17 protein-coding genes and 1 riboswitch are annotated in these 18,471 nt (G+C 62.9%); of the genes, 10 read left to right on the top strand and 7 right to left on the bottom strand.

The window, feature by feature from the left end; genetic code table 11:
• Positions 1 to 13: 13 nt before the first annotated feature.
• On the bottom strand, positions 14 to 643 hold the full coding sequence (locus G7020_RS15760) for a LysE family transporter (protein WP_181086147.1): 630 nt from the start codon (positions 641 to 643) through the stop codon (positions 14 to 16).
• Between the two features lie 53 nt (positions 644 to 696).
• Between G7020_RS15760 and G7020_RS15755 the strand changes: the two genes are divergently transcribed.
• From G7020_RS15755 to G7020_RS15740, 4 genes are all read left to right on the top strand, one after another.
• The gene (locus G7020_RS15755; RefSeq protein WP_181086145.1) at positions 697 to 1,659 is read left to right on the top strand and encodes a 2-hydroxyacid dehydrogenase; all 963 of its coding nucleotides are present in this window, start codon (positions 697 to 699) and stop codon (positions 1,657 to 1,659) included.
• 59 nt (positions 1,660 to 1,718) lie between these two features.
• Positions 1,719 to 2,720, top strand: coding sequence for a class I SAM-dependent methyltransferase (locus tag G7020_RS15750; RefSeq protein WP_181086143.1), 1,002 nt, complete (start codon positions 1,719 to 1,721; stop codon positions 2,718 to 2,720).
• 28 nt (positions 2,721 to 2,748) lie between these two features.
• Positions 2,749 to 2,881, top strand: a riboswitch (yybP-ykoY riboswitch).
• Positions 2,882 to 2,970: 89 nt separating this feature from the next.
• Positions 2,971 to 3,558, top strand: a complete 588-nt coding sequence (locus G7020_RS15745; RefSeq protein WP_181086142.1) for a TMEM165/GDT1 family protein — start codon at positions 2,971 to 2,973, stop codon at positions 3,556 to 3,558.
• Positions 3,559 to 3,643: 85 nt separating this feature from the next.
• Positions 3,644 to 4,087: an ester cyclase gene (locus G7020_RS15740; RefSeq protein ID WP_181086140.1), complete on the top strand. Its 444-nt coding sequence runs from the start codon at positions 3,644 to 3,646 to the stop codon at positions 4,085 to 4,087.
• Between the two features lie 28 nt (positions 4,088 to 4,115).
• Here G7020_RS15740 and G7020_RS15735 read toward each other — a convergent pair whose 3' ends face one another.
• Positions 4,116 to 4,931, bottom strand: a complete 816-nt coding sequence (locus tag G7020_RS15735; RefSeq protein WP_181086138.1) for a M48 family metallopeptidase — start codon at positions 4,929 to 4,931, stop codon at positions 4,116 to 4,118.
• 149 nt (positions 4,932 to 5,080) lie between these two features.
• Here G7020_RS15735 and G7020_RS15730 point away from each other — a divergent pair, with 149 nt between their 5' ends.
• Positions 5,081 to 7,210 (top strand): methyl-accepting chemotaxis protein, encoded by a 2,130-nt coding sequence (locus G7020_RS15730; RefSeq protein WP_181086136.1) that lies wholly within the window; start codon positions 5,081 to 5,083, stop codon positions 7,208 to 7,210.
• Positions 7,211 to 7,428: 218 nt separating this feature from the next.
• Here the strand turns inward: G7020_RS15730 and G7020_RS15725 are convergent, their stop codons facing one another.
• Positions 7,429 to 8,052: an SOS response-associated peptidase gene (locus G7020_RS15725; protein ID WP_181086134.1), complete on the bottom strand. Its 624-nt coding sequence runs from the start codon at positions 8,050 to 8,052 to the stop codon at positions 7,429 to 7,431.
• A 57-nt stretch (positions 8,053 to 8,109) separates the two neighbouring features.
• A complete protein-coding gene (locus G7020_RS15720) occupies positions 8,110 to 8,370 on the bottom strand; it encodes a DUF2007 domain-containing protein (protein ID WP_181086132.1) in 261 nt (86 codons plus the stop codon).
• Positions 8,371 to 8,582: 212 nt separating this feature from the next.
• Between G7020_RS15720 and G7020_RS15715 the strand changes: the two genes are divergently transcribed.
• Positions 8,583 to 9,746, top strand: a complete 1,164-nt coding sequence (locus G7020_RS15715) for a 1-acyl-sn-glycerol-3-phosphate acyltransferase (RefSeq protein ID WP_181086130.1) — start codon at positions 8,583 to 8,585, stop codon at positions 9,744 to 9,746.
• A gap of 306 nt (positions 9,747 to 10,052) precedes the next feature.
• On the top strand, positions 10,053 to 11,429 hold the full coding sequence (locus G7020_RS15710; RefSeq protein WP_181086128.1) for a DUF1329 domain-containing protein: 1,377 nt from the start codon (positions 10,053 to 10,055) through the stop codon (positions 11,427 to 11,429).
• An 87-nt stretch (positions 11,430 to 11,516) separates the two neighbouring features.
• Here the strand turns inward: G7020_RS15710 and G7020_RS15705 are convergent, their stop codons facing one another.
• Positions 11,517 to 12,101, bottom strand: coding sequence for a YajG family lipoprotein (locus G7020_RS15705; RefSeq protein WP_181086126.1), 585 nt, complete (start codon positions 12,099 to 12,101; stop codon positions 11,517 to 11,519).
• A gap of 161 nt (positions 12,102 to 12,262) precedes the next feature.
• On the opposite strand from G7020_RS15705, the gene G7020_RS15700 reads away from it, so the two are divergent.
• The gene (locus tag G7020_RS15700) at positions 12,263 to 12,472 is read left to right on the top strand and encodes a hypothetical protein (protein ID WP_181086124.1); all 210 of its coding nucleotides are present in this window, start codon (positions 12,263 to 12,265) and stop codon (positions 12,470 to 12,472) included.
• A 57-nt stretch (positions 12,473 to 12,529) separates the two neighbouring features.
• Here G7020_RS15700 and mqo read toward each other — a convergent pair whose 3' ends face one another.
• Positions 12,530 to 14,041: a malate dehydrogenase (quinone) gene (gene mqo, locus G7020_RS15695; RefSeq protein WP_181086122.1), complete on the bottom strand. Its 1,512-nt coding sequence runs from the start codon at positions 14,039 to 14,041 to the stop codon at positions 12,530 to 12,532.
• A 304-nt stretch (positions 14,042 to 14,345) separates the two neighbouring features.
• Positions 14,346 to 14,633: a PA4642 family protein gene (locus tag G7020_RS15690; protein WP_181086120.1), complete on the bottom strand. Its 288-nt coding sequence runs from the start codon at positions 14,631 to 14,633 to the stop codon at positions 14,346 to 14,348.
• Positions 14,634 to 14,803: 170 nt separating this feature from the next.
• On the opposite strand from G7020_RS15690, the gene dauA reads away from it, so the two are divergent.
• Together dauA and G7020_RS15680 are read left to right on the top strand one after the other, a co-directional pair.
• On the top strand, positions 14,804 to 16,528 hold the full coding sequence (gene dauA, locus G7020_RS15685; protein WP_181086118.1) for a C4-dicarboxylic acid transporter DauA: 1,725 nt from the start codon (positions 14,804 to 14,806) through the stop codon (positions 16,526 to 16,528).
• 276 nt (positions 16,529 to 16,804) lie between these two features.
• Positions 16,805 to 18,394: a methyl-accepting chemotaxis protein gene (locus tag G7020_RS15680; RefSeq protein ID WP_181086110.1), complete on the top strand. Its 1,590-nt coding sequence runs from the start codon at positions 16,805 to 16,807 to the stop codon at positions 18,392 to 18,394.
• The last annotated feature ends 77 nt before the right edge of the window (positions 18,395 to 18,471 follow it).

Below are 18,471 nucleotides of genomic sequence, written 5' to 3'. Positions count from 1 at the left end.
AAAAAATTTGCCATCAGCCCATCTCACTGGCCACCAGTCGCACGCCGAGGCCGATCAGTACCGCACCCGTCAACCAGTCGAACCAATGTCCCATCCGGCCAAACCCTGCCCGCACGCGCTCACGGCTGAACAACCAGGCCAGCAGACAGAACCACGCGCCGGTGGCGAATGCCAGATAGAGCCCATACCCAGCCTGAACGGCGAGCGGGGTATGGGGGTCGATAACCACAGTGAACAAGGATAGAAAGAACAGCGTCGCCTTGGGATTCAGGCCATTGGTGACAAAACCGATGGTAAAGGCACGCCTGCGCGACAGCGGCTCGCCCGGCCCGGTCACCGAAATATCGCCGACCTTCGCCGGGCGCGTACGCAGCGCCTGAAACCCGAGGTAAAACAGATAGCCCGCCGCCAACCACTTGAAGAGGTTGAACAGCAGGATCGACTGCGAGACGATCAGGCCTATCCCGAGCAGCGAATAGCTTACGTGCAGCCCAATACCGCAGCCCACACCGAGGGCCGTCCAGCTGCCGCTACGCTGGCCACGGGTTACGCTTTCACGCACCACCACCGCAAAATCCGGCCCGGGGCTGGCCACGGCAAGCAAATGCACCAGGGCCACAGTGGGAAATTCCATCCAGTACATGCATTGACTCCATCATTCGAACATCAGCTGCTGATTAATTCAGGTACGACCCCATGAGCAACCGCCGCGCCGTATTCCTCGACCTCGCCCCGCTCGATCAGGGCGATCTTGATCTGAGCCCATTGCAATCGTCCGTCGATGAGCTGATCTGCCATACCCGGACCGACGAGACGCAGATCATCGAGCGTCTGCAGGGCGCACAGGTCGCCATCGTCAACAAACTCGCGCTGGGCGATGCCGTCTTCAGCGCCTGCCCGGAGCTGAAGCTGATCCTGGTGGCCGCCACCGGCCTCAACAATATCGACCTCGCCGCCGCCCGGCAGCATGGCATCGCCGTCTGCAACTGCCAGGCCTATGGTACCGCCACCGTCGCCCAGCACACTCTGATGCTGCTGCTGGCTCTGGCCACGCGCCTGCCGGACTACCAGGGCGCGGTAGCCCGTGGTCGCTGGCAGGAAAGTAGGCAATTCTGCCTGCTGGACTTCCCCATCGTCGAGCTGGCCGGCAAGACGCTCGGCATTCTCGGTCATGGCGAGCTGGGCAGCGCAGTGGCCAGGCTGGCCGAATCCTTCGGCATGCAGGTGCTGACCGGCAACCTGCCTGGCCGCCCGCCTCGCCCCGAACGCCTCGCGCTGGACGAACTGCTGCCGCAGGTCGATGCGCTGACCCTGCACTGCCCGCTGACCGAACAGACACAAAACCTGATCGGCGCCCGCGAGCTGCAGCTGATGAAACCTTCGGCATTCATCATCAACACCGCACGCGGCGGCCTGATCGACGAACAGGCGCTGGCCGACACCTTGCGCCAGGGCCATCTGGGCGGCGCGGCCACCGACGTGCTGACCAGCGAGCCACCGAGCTACGACAATCCATTGCTGGCCGCCGACGTGCCGCGCCTGATCGTCACCCCGCACAGCGCCTGGGGCAGCCGTGAAGCCCGGCAGCGTATCGTCGGCCAGATGAGCGAGAACGCCGGGGCGTTCTTTGCCGGTGCGCCCAAGCGTCTGGTCAACTGACGACGCTTCTACAGTCCACCACAAGGCTGCTAAGCTCACCGGCTTTTCCCGGAGTCTTCATGGATCCCCGAAGCGAAGTACTGCTGCGCCAGGCCGAACTCTTCACTGGCGACCTGCTGCTTGCCGGGCTGCCGGCGGACGATCTGCTCGGCCAGCTCTCCGGAGCCAGCGGCTGGAGCTGGCACGCCGGCGATCATCAGGCGCTGCAGGCCCGCTTCGCCGGGCGCTGCGCATTCGCCGTGCAGCCCCCGGCAGACAGCTTCGATACGGCGGTGCTGTTCCTGCCCAAGTCCCGCGAACTGACCGATTACCTTCTTAACGCGCTGGCCTCCAGGCTCGCCGGGCGCCTGCTGTATCTGGTCGGCGAGAAGCGCGCCGGCATCGAGCGCGCGGCAAAACAGCTGGCGCCGTTCGGCAAAGCACGCAAACTCGACAGCGCGCGGCATTGCCAGCTCTGGCAGGTTCGGGTGGAGCACAGCCCGCAACCCCCCGAACTCTCGACACTGGCCCAGCGTTTCAGCCTGGAACTGGCGGATGGCCCGCTGCAGGTCATCAGCCTGCCCGGCGTGTTCAGCCATGGCCGGCTCGACCGCGGCACGCAGCTGCTGCTGGAGCATCTCGACGGCTTGCCGAGCGGTCGCCTGCTGGATTTCGGCTGCGGCGCCGGCATCATCGGCGCATCACTGAAACGTCGTTACCCGGACAGCGAGGTACATCTGCTGGATGTCGATGCCTTCGCCGCCGAGAGCAGCCGCATGACCCTCGCCGCCAACGGACTGGAAGCTACCGTCATCAGCGGCGACGGCATCGATGCCGCCCCCCATGAATGCGCCGCGATCATCAGCAACCCGCCCTTCCATCAGGGTGTACACACCCATTACGCCGCCAGCGAAAACCTGCTGCAGCGCGCCGCCAGCCATCTGCGCCCCGGCGGCGAGCTGCGCTTGGTGGCCAACGCCTTCCTCAAGTACCCACCGCTGATCGAAGCGCACCTGGGCCGTTGCGAAACCCTGGCCAGCGCCGACGGCTTTCGCATCTATCGCGCACAACGCAGCGGCTGAGCGACTTGCACAACGCGCTGCGCTTGTGCAAACTCGCGTCCGTCCTGGGGGAGTAGTCTCCGGCGAGCGCCCTGCTCGCCTGGCATGCGTCAACATACTTGGTCCACAGACCATGGCGCATGCGACCTGCGCGGCCTGCCTCGGCAGCCGATGCCCGGTTTGACAAGACCCATGACACGTAACTCTGACCCTGGGCGGGCGGATGTTGCGTGTCATGGTGATTTCGTCGACCCGCCCTCAAGGAACCTGCTTGGAATCGTTCTACATCTCCACCCTGATCGTCGCGCTCGCCGAAATCGGTGACAAGACCCAGTTGCTCGCCCTGCTGCTGGCGGCACGCTATCGGCGTCCAGCGCCCATCATCTGGGGCATCCTCATCGCCACCCTGATCAACCATGCGCTGGCCGGCGCCGTGGGCAACTGGGTTTCCACGCTGGTTTCACCCGCCGTCCTCAGCTGGATTCTCGCCGCCTCCTTCGCCGCGGTCGCCCTGTGGACGCTGGTGCCGGACAAGCTGGAGGATGAGGAAGCCGCACGCGGTCGCTACTTCGGCCCCTTCATGGCCACGCTGGTCGCGTTTTTTCTGGCGGAGATGGGCGACAAGACCCAAGTGGCGACGGTGATGCTCGCCGCGCAGTACCCGGACTTCCTCATGGTCATCGTCGGCACCACGCTGGGCATGCTGATCGCCAACGTACCCGTGGTGCTGGCCGGCAACTTCGCCGCCGACCGCCTGCCACTGACGCTGATCCGCCGGATTGCGGCCATCGGCTTCGCCGCCCTGGCCCTGTATGCCACCTACCAGGCACTGAGTCTGAACGGCATGCTTCCAGTCTGATACGCAGCGCAACTTGCCAGCTTCCCAGTGCTGCTAGAGTGCCGGCGTACCGCGCTTCTGGCGGCCAAACGGGGGAGCAGGCTGCATGTCACCAGAGGAACGCAAACGTCGGGTTCGCCAGCACATCGACCTGAGCTGGGGCAAGGGTCGCCTGGCGCTGGCCGAGCAGCTGCAGAGCCGCTACTTCAGCTACAAGAGTTCGTTCATCGCGCAACCGGTCAACAGCGCAGGATTCGGCCTGATCGTGCGGGAAATCCGCCTGGCCATGGCGGATATTGAAGTGGTGGTGGACGAATGCCTCAGTGAAGGCAACCGAGTGGTCACCTCCAGCACACTGTTCGGCACCCTGACGAAGCCGGTGTTCGGCTATCCACCGAGCGGCAAGATACTCACTGTGGCGGTCATGTCGCTGTGGACCCTCAACCCCAACGGCGATATCGAGGAAATCAACAGCCTGTTCGATCTGGAAAGCGCCCGGCAACAACTAGGCAGCGACAACCCTCTGCCGATCATCCTGCCACCGATCTAAGCCAGTGGCAGCTCGCCTTCGACCGTAGTTAACGCTTGCGATTCTGCTCGTACAGCGGCATCACCTTGGGGATATTGCTCTGCAAGGCCTGCGTGCGACTGCTCGAAGACGGGTGCGTGCTGAGGAACTCCGGCGGCGCCGAACCACCGGCGGCGCCCATCTTCTGCCACAGGCTGACCGCCGCGTTGGGGTTGTAGCCAGCGCGTGCGGCCAGTTCCAGGCCGATCAGGTCGGCTTCGTTTTCGTTGCTGCGGCTGTTGGGCAGCGTCATCAGGTATTCAACGCCCATGTTGGCCAGTTGCAGGCTGCCATCGCCGACGCCAAAGGCCGAGCCCAGCTGCGTCGCCATCTGCACGCCATAGGCCTTGGACATCGCCTCGCGCCCATGCTCGCGCAGCGCATGGGCGATTTCATGGCCCATCACCGCGGCGATTTCATCATCGGTCAACTTCAACTGTTCGATCAGGCCGCTGTAAAAGATGATCTTGCCGCCCGGCCCGCAGTTGGCATTCAGCTCCGGACTATTGATCACGTTGACTTCCCAGTCCCACTGGGCGGCGTCCGGGCGGAACGCCGGCACCTCGGCGATCAGGCGCCGGGCGATGCCATCGACGCGCTTGCCGAGCGCGCTGTTCTTCGCCAGGACACCCTTCTGCGACGCTTCGCTCAGGGTTTGCTGGTAGGACTGCGCATACATCTGGTTGACCTGCTCGGTGGACAGCATGCTGAACATGTACTGCTTGCGCTCGACGCCGACGGCACCGCCACTGGTGGTGTTGACGGCCTGGCAACCGACGAGCAGGGAAGCGGCCAGGGCCAGGGTGAAAGAATGCGGCTTTGACATGTCGCGTCTCCGGTGAGTTCTGCGCCGTATGCTAGAGCGAGCCCTCTTGCCGAGCAACAGCGGCGCACGCAACGCTCATCGGGGCGCACTACAGTCCTGCCCCGCATGGCCGATATCAATGGACCAGAATAAAAATTCGGGAAGCTGCCATGTTCAAATCGATCCAGACCTCCTTTGCCGCCTTCGCCGGCGCCGGCATTCTTGCGGTAACGGCGGCCTTGCTGCTCTACGTCATGTGGAGTGGTACGCAGACCCAGCAGATGGTGGAATCGCGCACGCGCACGCTGATCGAGGGCATGGTGGAGCAGCGCGTCAGTGCGCTTGCCCAGCATCAGGTCAGCCGCATTCAGGCGCAGCTGCAACTGCCGCTGCTGATCGCAACGAACGTGGCGCGGGTCAATGCGCTGTCAGGCAAGACCGGCGAAGACGGCATGCCGATGGCCAACCTCACCCGTGAAGAGCTGATCAACCTGGGCCGGGAAACGCTGGAACAGAATCCGACGCTCAACAGCCTGTATATCGCCTGGGAGCCCAACGGCGTCGATGCCAACGACATCATGTACGGTGGCGATACGCCCGGCATGCTCAATGGCCGCTTCGCCAGCTGGCTGTACCGCGACGGCAGCGGCAGCCTGAAACTCGACACCCTTGGCGACATCGAAGACACCACGCTGCTACCGACCGGCGTGCGCGCCGGCGAGTACTACCTGTGCCCGCGCGAAACCCTCAAACCCTGCGTGGGCAACCCGGCGCCCTATGAAATGAACGGCAAGATGGCGCTGCTTTCCTCGTTCAGCGCACCGATCATCATCGACGGCAAATTCCAGGGTATCGTTGGCGCCGACCTCGAGATCGATTTCATCCAGCAGCTCCTGACCCAGGTGAACAGCCAGCTCTACAACGGAGCCGGCGAGATTGCCCTGATCACCACTAACGGTCGCCTGGCCGCCTATACCGGCGACGTTTCCCAGCTGGGCGCTTCGGCCAGCGCGGTTCTCGATGGGGACAGTTTCTCCCGCCTGCAGCAACTGCCTCTGGATACGCCTTCGCTGCAGATGAACAAGGCCCAGCAGCAGGTCGAAGTGTCCTTGCCGTTCACCTTTCCAGGCACCGACGCGCGCTGGACGATCAGGCTCGAGCTGCCGCTCGCCGTGGTGATGCAGGACCTCGACCAGCTGCTGGCCGAACTCGATGCCGAGCACCAGAGCGGCCTGCTGACCATGCTGGCGATCGGGCTTGGCATCGCCCTGCTCGGTATCCTCGCCATCTGGCTGGCCAGCGCCGGCATCACCCGCCCCCTGCGCCGCATGGTGTCGATGCTCGACGACATCGCCCAGGGCGAGGGCGACCTGACCCAGCGTTTGAATGTCGACAGCAAGAACGAGCTGGGCCAGATCGCACGCGGCTTCAATGCTTTCCTGGCGCGCCTGCAAGGCATGATCGGCGAGGTGGTCGGCTCCGTGCAGAAAGTCAGCGATGCCTCGGAAGAAACCGCCGATATCGCCAATCGCACCGATCAGGGCGTACAGCGCCAGCTCGCCGAGATCGAACTGGTAGCCACCGCCGTGCATGAGATGACCGCCACCGCCCAGGATGTCGCGCGCAATGCCACTCAGGCAGCCGAAGCCGCGAACAGCGCCGACCACGCCGCCAATCAGGGCAAGCGGATCGTCGCAGCCACCGGTGCGTCCATCGCCGAACTGGCCGACGAGATCGGTCGTGCGGTGAAGGTGGTGCAGACCCTGGCGCGGGACAGCGAAAATATCGATGCGATTCTGATCACCATTCGCAGCATCGCCGAGCAAACCAACCTGCTGGCCCTCAACGCCGCCATCGAAGCTGCACGAGCCGGCGAACAGGGCCGCGGCTTCGCCGTGGTCGCTGACGAGGTGCGCAACCTGGCGCAGAAGACCCAACAGGCCACCGGCGAAATCCAGAGCATGATCCAGCAACTGCAAAGCGGTACCCGAGACGCAGTAGACGTCATGGAAAGCAGCCAGAGCCGCACCCTGGACAGCGTCGCACAGGCTGACGAGGCGGCACAGGCGCTGGAAACCATCACCCAGGCGGTGTCGCAGATCAACGACATGAACAATCAGATCGCCAGCGCCGCCGAAGAGCAGAGCGCGGTAGCCGAAGACATCAATCGCAACGTGGTCAGTATCGGCCAGGTCGCCCACGAAGTCGCCGGTGGCGCCGAGGAAGCCAGCCAGGCCAGCGCCGGCCTGACCCGCCTGGCCGAGCAGCAGCGGCGGTTGATCAATCAGTTCAAGGTCTGACAGGCCGTTGAAAACCACCTGCCACCTCGCCTGGCCGAACAAGTTCGGCCCTACGCAAAGAGAGGCCCCGGCGCGGTAAGCACCGCCCTGCTCCGCCTGTAGGGTCGAATTTATTCGACCGCGAATCCGCAGCGAACGGCAAAGCCGAACAAGTTCGGCCCTACGAAGAGCAGGCTACGGCGCGGTAAAAAGGTATCAGGCAATGCAGGAGCACACGGCTAGTTCGCCGGCGTCAGGCACTCCGGCGCATCCAGCTTCGGGTCGTTGACGAAGGTCGCCAGTGGCCGTTCACGCAGTACCGGTTGCGGCGCGGCGAGCAAAGCCTGCAAGGCATCGAGGGGCGTCTCGGGATCGAGCCAGGCACGCATGCCCGCCTCGTCGAGCATCACGGGCCGGCGCTGATTCGCCGCCGGCAGGGTCACCACTGCCGCACTGAGGTAGGTGTGGCCCTGTACCGGATAGGCTTCCCAGACCGCCGCGAAATACACCAGCGAGGCTTCGCCCGTCATCCAGTAGGGGCGCTTGCGCGCCGTGCCGCGCCATTCATAGAAGCCATTGGCCGGCAATACACCACGGCGCAGGCGGAAGGCGTCACGGAACATCGGTTGCTCGGCCAGGGTTTCCGCTCGCGCCTGAGCCGGCGTGCGGGTGAAGTCGCTCAGCCAGGCGGGCGTCAGCCCCCAGCGCACACGATCGAGCTGCACATCCCCTCCCTCGCTCCGGCGCAACAACAGTACCGAAGCGCCAGGCGCCAGGCTCCAGTGCGGCGACTGATCGGCGGGAAAACCGGGTAGCGCGGCAAAGGCCGGACTCCAGCGAAACAGGGCATAACGGCCACACATGGACGGGGACTCACAGAACTGAAAAGCGAGGGCACCGCCCGCATCTGGCAGCGGTGGCTAACAGAGAAGCTCGCCCGGATAACTCTCAGGCTCATCAGCGGGCAGCAGCTCGGCGTCATTGTACTCGGCGATCAGCTGTCGCGCGCGCTCGGCCTGTTCATCGCCGACCATCAGGCCGAGCAGCCCGGCAGCCGGCAGCTCCCCAACCGCACCGATCAGATGACGCCCGGTCAGGAATGCCTCGACCCCCTCGCCGGCCAGCATGCCGATCAGCATTTCGGCCTCCAGCAGGTCCCGCGCTTCGTATATGCGTTGCATCGCAGCTTCCTTCTCGCAAACGACTGACAACTGTTCCCGTTCCGCACGGACCCAATCACGGCTGGAGCCTGCGGATTCATTACTAGCCACACGGTAATTGTGGCCCAGTTTCGCTTTCAGCGTCTCCCGCGTGACTTGTCGTTATAATCGCCGTCCAGTTACGACCCCGAAACAATTGGGGTTATTCAGTGGTTTCCCTTACAGAGAGCATGATGGACGAATTCGAAGCCATCCGACCCTATACCGACGCCGAAGTCCCTGCCGTGATGGCGCGGCTGTTCGCCGACCGGGAGTTCCTCGACATTCTGGCGCGTTTTCGCTTTCCGCGACTGGCCGGCCCTCTGGGCTGGCTGCTCAAACCGCTTATCGCGCAACGCCTGCGGAGCGAGTTTGCCACCATTCACTCGGTCGATACGCTGCAGGCCCGGATCGAAATGTACCTGGACCGCACCATCGAACGTGCCACCGACGGCATCACCTATTCCGGCCTGAACAGCCTGCAGCACGGCTGCGCCTATCTGTTCATGGCCAACCATCGCGATATCGTGATGGACCCCGCCTTCGTCAATTACGCGGTGTTCCAGGCGAAGCTGCGCACGCCGCGTATCGCCATTGGCGACAATCTCCTGCAGCGGCCTTTCGTCAGCGACCTGATGCGGCTGAACAAGAGTTTTATCGTGCGTCGCTCGATCACCGGTCGGCGCGAGAAACTCGCGGCCTATCAGCTGCTGTCGGCCTATATCAACCACTCGATTCGCACCGATGGCGAGTCGATCTGGATCGCCCAGGCCGAAGGCCGGGCCAAGGATGGCGACGACCGCACCGACACCGCAATCCTGAAAATGCTGCACATGAGCCGCAAGGACGAGCCCTTCGCCGAGGTCCTGTCCGCCCTGCGGCCCACGCCGGTGTCGATCAGCTATGAATACGACCCCTGCGACCTGGCCAAGGCCCGCGAGCTGTATATCCGCGACACCACCGGCAGCTACACCAAGGCGCCCGGCGAAGATGACGCCAGCATCGCCCTGGGCATCACCGGCTACAAGGGCCGCGTGCATATCGGCTTCGGCACGCCCATCAGCGAAGTCCCGGAAGACGCCAGGCAGCTGGCCGCCGAGATCGACCGGCAGATCCTCTGCGATTATCGCCTGTTCCCGGTGCATTACCTGGCCTACCGGATCTGGGACGACTGCGACCCCGAGCTGGCGATCCCCAGTCTCGCCGAGCTGTTCAGCAACGAGGAAATCGCCCGTGCCGAAGCCGAGTGGAAGCGCCGCCTGAGCGCCTGCCCGAGTGAGCATCAACCCTACCTGATCCAGCAGTACGCCACGCCCGTGCGCAACCAGTATCGCCTCAAGGCCGGCCTGCCGCTGTAGCAGCCCACGGCAAACCCTCTGCTGGCCATAGCCCCGTTTCGCCGCTACAGCGAAACGGGCGAATCCGCTCGCACGCCTGACTGAAAGCCGGCAATTGACCGGCTATTTGTGCCATTTATGCCGATAGTCCCTGGGCTATTCATTGACTTGCAATCCTTTTCGGCTTAACCCTCGTCTCGCTTCAAACGTCCGAAATAGAGCACGCGCCGGTATGGGCAACCAGGCGAACTGCCCGGCACGAGCGAAGCGATGAGCGTGCGGTAGCGCTCGAGGGATTCAGCCACTCAGGATCAACAGGACCAAACAATGAATAAGAATATTAGGAAAAAGGGGGCACTCTCACTCACCCTGCTGGCAAGCGCCATGCTGACCAGTGGGACCATGGCCGCGGTATCCGAAACGGAAGCGGCAAGGCTGGGCGACAGCCTGACACCCATCGGCGCGGAACAAGCCGGCAACGCCGCCGGCACCATCCCCGCCTGGACCGGCGGGCTGGCGACCGACGCCGCGCCGATCAGTACCGACGGTTTCGTCAGCGATCCCTATCCGAGCGACACAGCCAAATTCACCATCACCGCGCAGAATTACGTGCAGTATCAGGAGAACCTGAGCCCCGGCCAGATCGCCATGCTCACGCGCTATCCCGAGACCTATCGGCTGCCGGTCTTCGAAACCCGGCGCAGCGCCGCCATGCCGCAGCGCATCTACGACGCGGCACAGCGCAACGCCACCCGGACCGCGCTGGTACGCGGCGGTAACGGCCTGGAAAACCTCGATACGGCCATCGCCTTTCCCATCCCGCAGGATGGCCTGGAAACGATCTGGAACCATATCACCCGCTACCGTGGCGGCTCGGCCCGCCGCGTCGTGGCGCAGGCGACCCCCCAGGTCAACGGCAACTACAGCCTGGTGAAGTTCGTCGACGAGGTCGTCTATACCGAAAGTCTGAGCGATTACAGCCCGGACAAGCACGGCAACGTGCTGTTCTACTTCAAGCAGCAGGTCACCGAACCCTCCCGCCTGGCGGGCAACGTGCTGCTGGTGCATGAAACCTTGGACCAGGTGCAGGAACCGCGCATGGCCTGGATCTACAACGCCGGCCAGCGCCGTGTGCGGCGCGCCCCGCAGGTGGCCTATGACGGGCCAGGCACCGCCGCCGACGGCCTGCGCACCTCCGACAACCTGGATATGTTCAACGGCGCGCCGGATCGCTACGAGTGGAAACTGGTGGGCAAGAAGGAGTTGTACATTCCCTACAACGCCTACCGCCTGGACTCACCGCAGCTCAAGTATGGCGACATCATCAAGGCCGGCCATATCAACCAGGACCTGACCCGTTACGAACTGCACCGCGTATGGGAAGTCGAGGCCACGCTGAAAAGCGGCGAGCGGCATATCTATGCCAAGCGCAACTTCTTTATCGACGAGGACACCTGGCAGGCCTCGATCATCGACCACTACGATGGCCGCAATTCGCTATGGCGGGTAGCCGAGGCGCATAGCGCCTACTACTACAACGAGCAGGTGCCGCTGTATGCCATGGAAACCCTCTACGATCTGATCTCAGGCCGCTATCTGGTCATGGGCATGAAGAACGAAGAAAAGAACCCCTACCGCTACAACTACGAAACCAGCTCGCATCAGTACACACCGGCGGCATTGCGCAATTCCGGGGTGCGCTGAATCCCGATCGATATCCACCCGTTCACCAGAAAAAAGAAACCCGCATCAGATGCGGGTTTCTTTTTTACGGCCTGCCTGGGCTGCCAGCTACTGCGAAAGCACCTGACCGATATTCTGGTCCTTGAACACCCTGGTCAGGGCATCGCTCAATACGTCGCTGACCAGCTTGGTATTGGTCTGCTCGTTGGGCGCCATGCCGAAGCGCTGGTTGAGCGTCGCACCATAACGACCGGTATAGCGCCGCCCGGCGTTCTGCACCTCGATGCGGAAGGTAGCGCCGATGGTCGCCTCGGTCACGTAGAGCCCTTCCTTGGGTGACTGGTACTTCAGCTCGGCCAGGGTCAGGGTCAGCTGCGGTGCGTTGTAGGCGTTGGCCGACGGGGTGAATCCGAGCAGGCGAACGGCTGCCTCGGCCTCGGCCTGCAGCTTGGGCAGGATTTTTTCCTTCGGCACGCTGACGGCGCTGGTTTCGGGATACAGGCCACCGCGCGTGCCGAGGGTCGGCGAAGGACGGCCATCGACGATCCGCACCGCGACCGGCTGGCCCTGGCCGACGGGATTGATGGTGCCGGTGAGTTTCGGGGTCGGATCGAGCTGTTGCGGGCTGTGCGCACAACCGGCGAGCGCCAGCGCGGACACAGTGAAAAGGCTGAACAACAGACGTTGCAGCATGCCGTTTTCTCCAGATTGGGTGAGCGATGGCGTGCAGTATAACCAGCACTGCAAGCGCCCGACAGCAATGCGCGCAAGCCTCGCCGCGATAAGCTCCGCCGTTCATCAAGCGGTCATGAAAAGCTGCGATAAAAGCGGCAAACGCATTCGGAGCCCGCTTTATGCTCATGTCTCTCGCCGCGCTTCGCCGCCCCATGCGTCGCCACTATGCCTTCGTCGATGACGAGGATCGCTGCCGTATGCTGCTGACCGCCGCCAGCAGGCCGCATGGTGAGCGCTGGGTGGAGGTTCGCGAAATACGCCTCGACTGGATCGGCAAACCCATACCGTCCTCAGGTGTTGCGCATACTGAAGTACAGCCCAACACATGAAAAAGCCGCCCTGCTCATGCTGAACAGGGCGGCTTTGGACTTAGCGCGCAGGCGACCTTAGTCGGCCAGCCCCAGGCGCTTGTCGATCATCGCGACCACTTCACGGTAGGCGACGGCATCGCTTTCGAGCACATTTTCACGAGCCGGGAATATCTCACCGAGCTTCGTGGTCCACGCCTCGCTTCCGAGCTGCTCGGGGAAGCAGCGCTGGATCAGGTCGAGCATGATCGAAACGGTCACCGAGGCACCCGGCGACGCGCCCAGCAGCGCGGCGATGGAACCGTCCGCAGCCGATACCAGTTCGGTCCCGAACTGCAGAACGCCACCTTTTTTCGGGTCTTTCTTGATGATCTGCACACGCTGGCCCGCCACTTCCAGGCGCCAGTCCTCGGCCTTGAGCTGCGGATAGAAACCGCGCAAGGTGTCCAGACGATCTTCCATGGACTGCCGCACTTCCTTGATCAGGTAACGGGTCAGGTCCATGTTGTCACGCGCAACGGCCAGCATCGGCTTGAGGTTGCTCGGGCGGATCGACATCGGCAGGTCGAGCGGCGAGCCATATTTCAGGAACTTGGTGGTAAAGCCTGCATAAGGCCCGAACAGCAGCGACTTCTTGCCGTCCACCACGCGCGTATCCAGGTGCGGCACGGACATCGGCGGTGCGCCGACGGCAGCCAGGCTGTAGACCTTGGCCTGATGCTGGCTGACGATTTCCGGGTTGTCGCAACGCAGCCACTGACCACTGACCGGAAAGCCACCGTAACCCTTGCCTTCCTCGATGCCGGACATCTGCAGCAACGGCAGCGCCGCACCGCCCGCACCAAGGAAGACGAAACCGGCATCGATTTCACGGCTGCTGCCATCCTGGCTGTTCTTGATCTCTACACGCCAACCCTTGCCGTTGCGCGCAAGTCCGGTGACCTTCTGCAGATAGGACATCTTCACGCCCGGCTTGGTCGCCAGGTAGTCCAGCATCTGACGGGTCAGCTTGCCGAAATTGACATCGGTGCCGTTCATTGCGCGGGTCGCGGCGATGGGCTCGTCAGCCGGGCGACCGGGCATCATCAGCGGCATCCATTCCTGCATGGTGGCGCGGTCTTCACTGTAGACCATGTCCTCGAAAGCATGGTGCTGCTTCAGCGCCTCGAAACGACGCTTGAGGTAGTCGATGTTCTTTTCGCCACGCACGAAGCTCAGATGCGGCACTACATTGAGGAAGTCCCTGGGGCTGCCGAAACCTTCACGATCACTCAGGTAGGCCCAGAACTGCTTCGAGACCTCGAACTGGGTATTGATGGTGACGGCCTTCTTGATATCGATCGAGCCATCCTTGCTGTCCGGCGTGTAGTTCAGCTCACACAGTCCCGCATGGCCGGTGCCGGCGTTGTTCCAGGGGTTCGAGCTCTCGACGGCTCCGGACTCCTGCAGTTCGACAATCTCAAGACGTATGTTGGGATCGAGTTCCTTGAGCAGTACTGCCAGAGTGGCACTCATGATACCGGCGCCCACCAGTACCATATCTACCGCTTCGCTATCGTGTTGCGCCATTAACGCGTTCTCCAGAAACACAGCATTAAACTGTCACGACCGCAGTACGCAATCGCGTAAAACCACCAGCCAGACGGTCGAAAACGGAGGAAGTCTTCATACCGCTGTCCGGGCTTGTGCCCGAAAACAGTCCGCCACAAAAGGGAACTGTCCGCTTTCAGGAGAACGGCTTTTGGCCTACTCCCTCCCGCACCGCATTTTCCGGAGCAAGGCGACAGACCTGGGCTCTACGGGAAACGCGCGGCGGGAAAATCATGTGTGGCTGCCAGCCGCTCAGCCCTTGTCCTGTGCTGCCGCAAGCAATTGCGGCGGAATCTTGCCCGGCTCAGCCGCGAGCGGCCCGGATCACTTCGATATAAGGCGCTGCCTGACGCTGATCGCCAATCAGGGCGACGATATCCCGACCCTCGGCATCCTGCGCCTGCAGGTCATATCCCGCTTCGGTGAAAAAGCCGATGAAGCGCTCGAAATCATCGATGCGCAAACCGCGATAGGCCTTGATCAGCTTGTGCAGCGACGGCGGCGTATCGTCGGCCGGCTCGGGCTCGAGAAACAGCTTGATCGACTCGTCGGTAATCTCTTCACCCAACACCTTCTGCTTGTCTTTGCGCATCTTCACTCCAGTCGACGAGCCTCACGGGGGCGGCAGTTTACTCCTGGAGACCTGCTCACTCAACGCACCAGAGGCCGTTGCGACCAAGGTCGTACAGGGTCGCAAGCGGATTTGCAGGTGCGCTTTACTCTCGACATATACTCGACCTTTGCGCACATGGAGTGTCCTGGATGACTTTTCCGCCCCTGTTCGCCGCTTGGCGTCAAGCCTTGCGTTCGGGCTACAACGGTCGTGCCTTGCGTGGCGACATCAGTGCTGGCCTGACGGTCGGTATCATCGCCATACCGCTGGCGATGGCGCTGGCCATCGCAGTGGGCGCCCCGCCGCAACATGGCCTGTATACCGTACTGGTTGCGGCTCCGCTGATCGCCCTGACTGGCGGCTCACGCTTCAACGTGTCAGGCCCGACGGCGGCCTTCGTGGTCATCCTCCTGCCGATCACCCAGCAATTCGGCCTCGGCGGGCTGCTGCTGTGCACCATGCTCGCCGGTCTGATCCTGATCGCCATGGGCCTGCTGCGCGCCGGCAGGCTGATCGCCTTCGTGCCTTACCCGGTGATTCTCGGGTTCACTGCGGGCATCGGCATCGTCATCGCTACCCTGCAGCTCAAGGACGTGTTCGGCCTGAGCGTCACCGAACAACCGCAGCATTACCTCGAACAGATCGGCTTGCTGGTCAGCGCCCTGCCCAGCGCGCAGCCGGGCGACGCCCTGGTCGCGGCACTCTGCCTGGCGGTCCTGATCCTCTGGCCACGCTGGGTGCCCAAGGTGCCCGGACATCTGGCTGCGCTCACGGTCGGTGCCCTGGCCGGACTCGCCCTGGAAGCCTCGGGGCTGCCGGTGGCCACGCTGGGCGAGCGCTTCAGCTACAGCGTCGATGGCGTGAGCCACCCCGGCATTCCGCCGTTTCTTCCGGACTTCGCCTGGCCCTGGACACTGCCCGGCCCCGATGGACAGCCGCTGGTACTGAGCTTCGAGCTGTTCCATCAGTTGCTGGCACCGGCATTCGCCATCGCCATGCTCGGCGCCATCGAGTCGCTGCTGTGCGCGGTGGTCGCCGACGGCATGACCGGCAGCAGCCACGACCCCAATGCCGAGCTGCTCGGTCAGGGCCTGGGCAATCTGGTGGCGCCGCTGTTCGGTGGCATCACCGCCACGGCCGCCATCGCCCGCAGTGCCGCCAACGTGCGCGCCGGCGCTTTCTCGCCACTGGCGGCGATCATCCATGCCGGCGTGGTGCTGGTGGCTATTCTCTGGCTGGCGCCCCTGTTCAGCCACCTGCCGATGGCGGCTCTGGCGGCGCTGCTGCTGATGGTGGCCTGGAACATGAGTGAAGTCCCTCATGTGCTGAAGACGCTGCGTATCGCGCCACGCAGCGACGTCCTGGTGCTGCTCACCTGCCTGGTGCTGACGGTGCTGTTCGACATGGTCCTGGCCGTGGGCGTGGGTCTATTGCTGGCAGCGGGCCTGTTCATCAAGCGCATGAGCGACCTGACCGACACCACCAGCCTGCGCGATAGCCAGAAGCGCCTGTTCGCTGACCTGCCCGCGCATGTCGCCGCCTACACCATTCGCGGGCCGCTGTTCTTCGGCGCAGCCGAGAAGGCCCTGGGTGTGTTGCGCCGCTTCAACCCGGACGTGAAAGTGGTGATCGTCGACATCAGTGGCGTACCGATGCTGGACATGACGGCCCTGGCGGCCCTGGAAAACGTGCTACTGGATTACCGCAAGCAGGGAATCACGCTGATCCTGGCAGGCAGCAGCCCAAGCGTGCGCCTCAAACTGCGCCGCGCCGGCATTCATCGCCTGCCGGGGCGCCTGCATTACGTACCCGATCTGGCCCATGCCAAGCTGAAGGCTCAGCACCTGCTGCAGGAGAGCGAGCCGATTCATTGATCGACAAGGCAACCGGCGCAACCATGGATGTTGCGCCAGCCCTCAAGACGGCAATTTGCCCTCTATCAAAGAAAACCCTTCCCGCGAATAAAGGTTTTATCCCTGCAGAATGAGAAAATCCCTGCAGTCCACATGAAAAGTACGGACAAGTACCCGCCAGCGCAATGCAGGAATTCGTTCAGGCGTAACCCGAATATCCCGACATGCATTTTTGCCCGATAACCCTCCAGGGTTCGGTGTGCGGCGCCATAGACTCAGACCCTCAGGGCCTATTTCATGCGGCTCAACACACCTGTCACGCAACGCAACATTCCCGTAGACCCTGCCGCCAACATTCTTTCCACGACCAATGCCAAAGGTCATATCACCCATATCAATGACGAGTTCATTCGCATCAGTGGCTTCGCCAGCGAAGAACTGATCGGACAGCCGCACAACATCGTTCGCCATCCCGACATGCCGCGCGCGGCCTACGAACAGATGTGGCAACGGTTGAAATCCGGCAAGAGCTGGCTGGGTGCGGTCAAGAACCGCTGCAAGAACGGCGATCATTACTGGGTGCGCGCCTACGCCATCCCGATTATCGATGACAACGGCAACATCGTTGAGCTGCAGTCGATACGCTCGAACCTCGACCCCGGCGTGCAGAAGCGCACCGAAGAGATTTACGCAAACCTGAGCAAGACCCAGCCCGCCAAGGGAGCTGTCCCCCTGCCCCGCCCACGTCGCACTCCCGCATACCACACGTCAGTGGCACTGACGACAATCCTGCTGCTCGCACTCTGCAGCATCAGCCAGTCGTTCACGGCTTCCCTTCTGCAGGCCGCCGGCGTCTGGCTGCTGTTCAGCCTGCTCGCATACAGTGCCGTCTGGTACATGACAAAGCCCCTGAGAAAAACCGTCAAGCGCGCCAGAACGCTGGTTGACGACCCCCTGACCGAAAAGATCTTTACTGGCAGAACGGACGACATCGGCAGTATCGAACTTGCCATGATCTCCCAGCAGGCAGAGCTGGACGCAGTGCTCAAACGTTTTTCGGACCTGGTTGCAGCCTTGGACCAAGGCGTGAACATTGCCAGCGACAACAGCCACAAGGCGGCTGAAAGCGTAGGCCGGCAGTCCATGGCAACCGATACCATTGCCGCGGCAACCGAGGAAATGTCGGCCACCGCCAGTGAAGTCGCGAGCCAGGCCAATGCCATGCTGAGCCAGGTACAACAGGCGACTCAGCGGGTATTCGAGGGCCAGAGGCTGGCACACGACACCCGCGCCAGCATGGATCAACTGTCTTCCGAGCTGCACAAGGCAAGCACCGCCATTGCTCAACTGAGCGATGCCAGCAAGGGCGTTGCCAGCTCACTGGCCGTCATTGGAGAAATTACCGAGCAGACCAACCTGCTGGCGCTCAACGCCTCGATCGAGGCCGCCCGTGCCGGAGAAGCAGGTCGCGGATTCGCAGTGGTAGCCGATGAAGTGCGCAACCTGGCCAAGCGTACCCTGGCCTCGACCGAACAGATCGGCCAGACACTCAACGCCTTCAGCCAGACGGTCTCCGAGAGTTCCCAGGCCATGGCGCGCTGCGATGGCCTGGCCTTGACCGCCGTCAGCAACGCAAGCCTTTCGGATCAGACCCTGGCCGCAACGGTCGACTCCTTCGAGCAGATCACCCAGGCCTGCAGCCGGACCTCGGGCGTCGTCGAGCAGCAATATATGGCAGCCACGGAAATCTCGGAAAAGCTCAGCTGGATCAACCAGTCGGCCAATGAAACGAGTGCTCTCAGTAGCGCAGCCAAACATGCCGTCACTGATTTGAATACGCAAATACAGCAGGTGCGCGCCCTGATCGGCAGGCTGCAAAGAACGTGAAAACCACGCAAAACGACCGCATCGCAACGACTGAACAGAGGCAGACGACGCCCTTGCGACCCTAATCGCGGCCGCGG

Origin of the sequence: Stutzerimonas stutzeri, assembly GCF_013522825.1 — a bacterium.
GTDB lineage: Bacteria > Pseudomonadota > Gammaproteobacteria > Pseudomonadales > Pseudomonadaceae > Stutzerimonas > Stutzerimonas stutzeri_AK.
The sequence above is the reverse complement of the archived record's forward strand: the minus strand, read 5'-3'. Positions and strand labels throughout refer to the sequence as shown.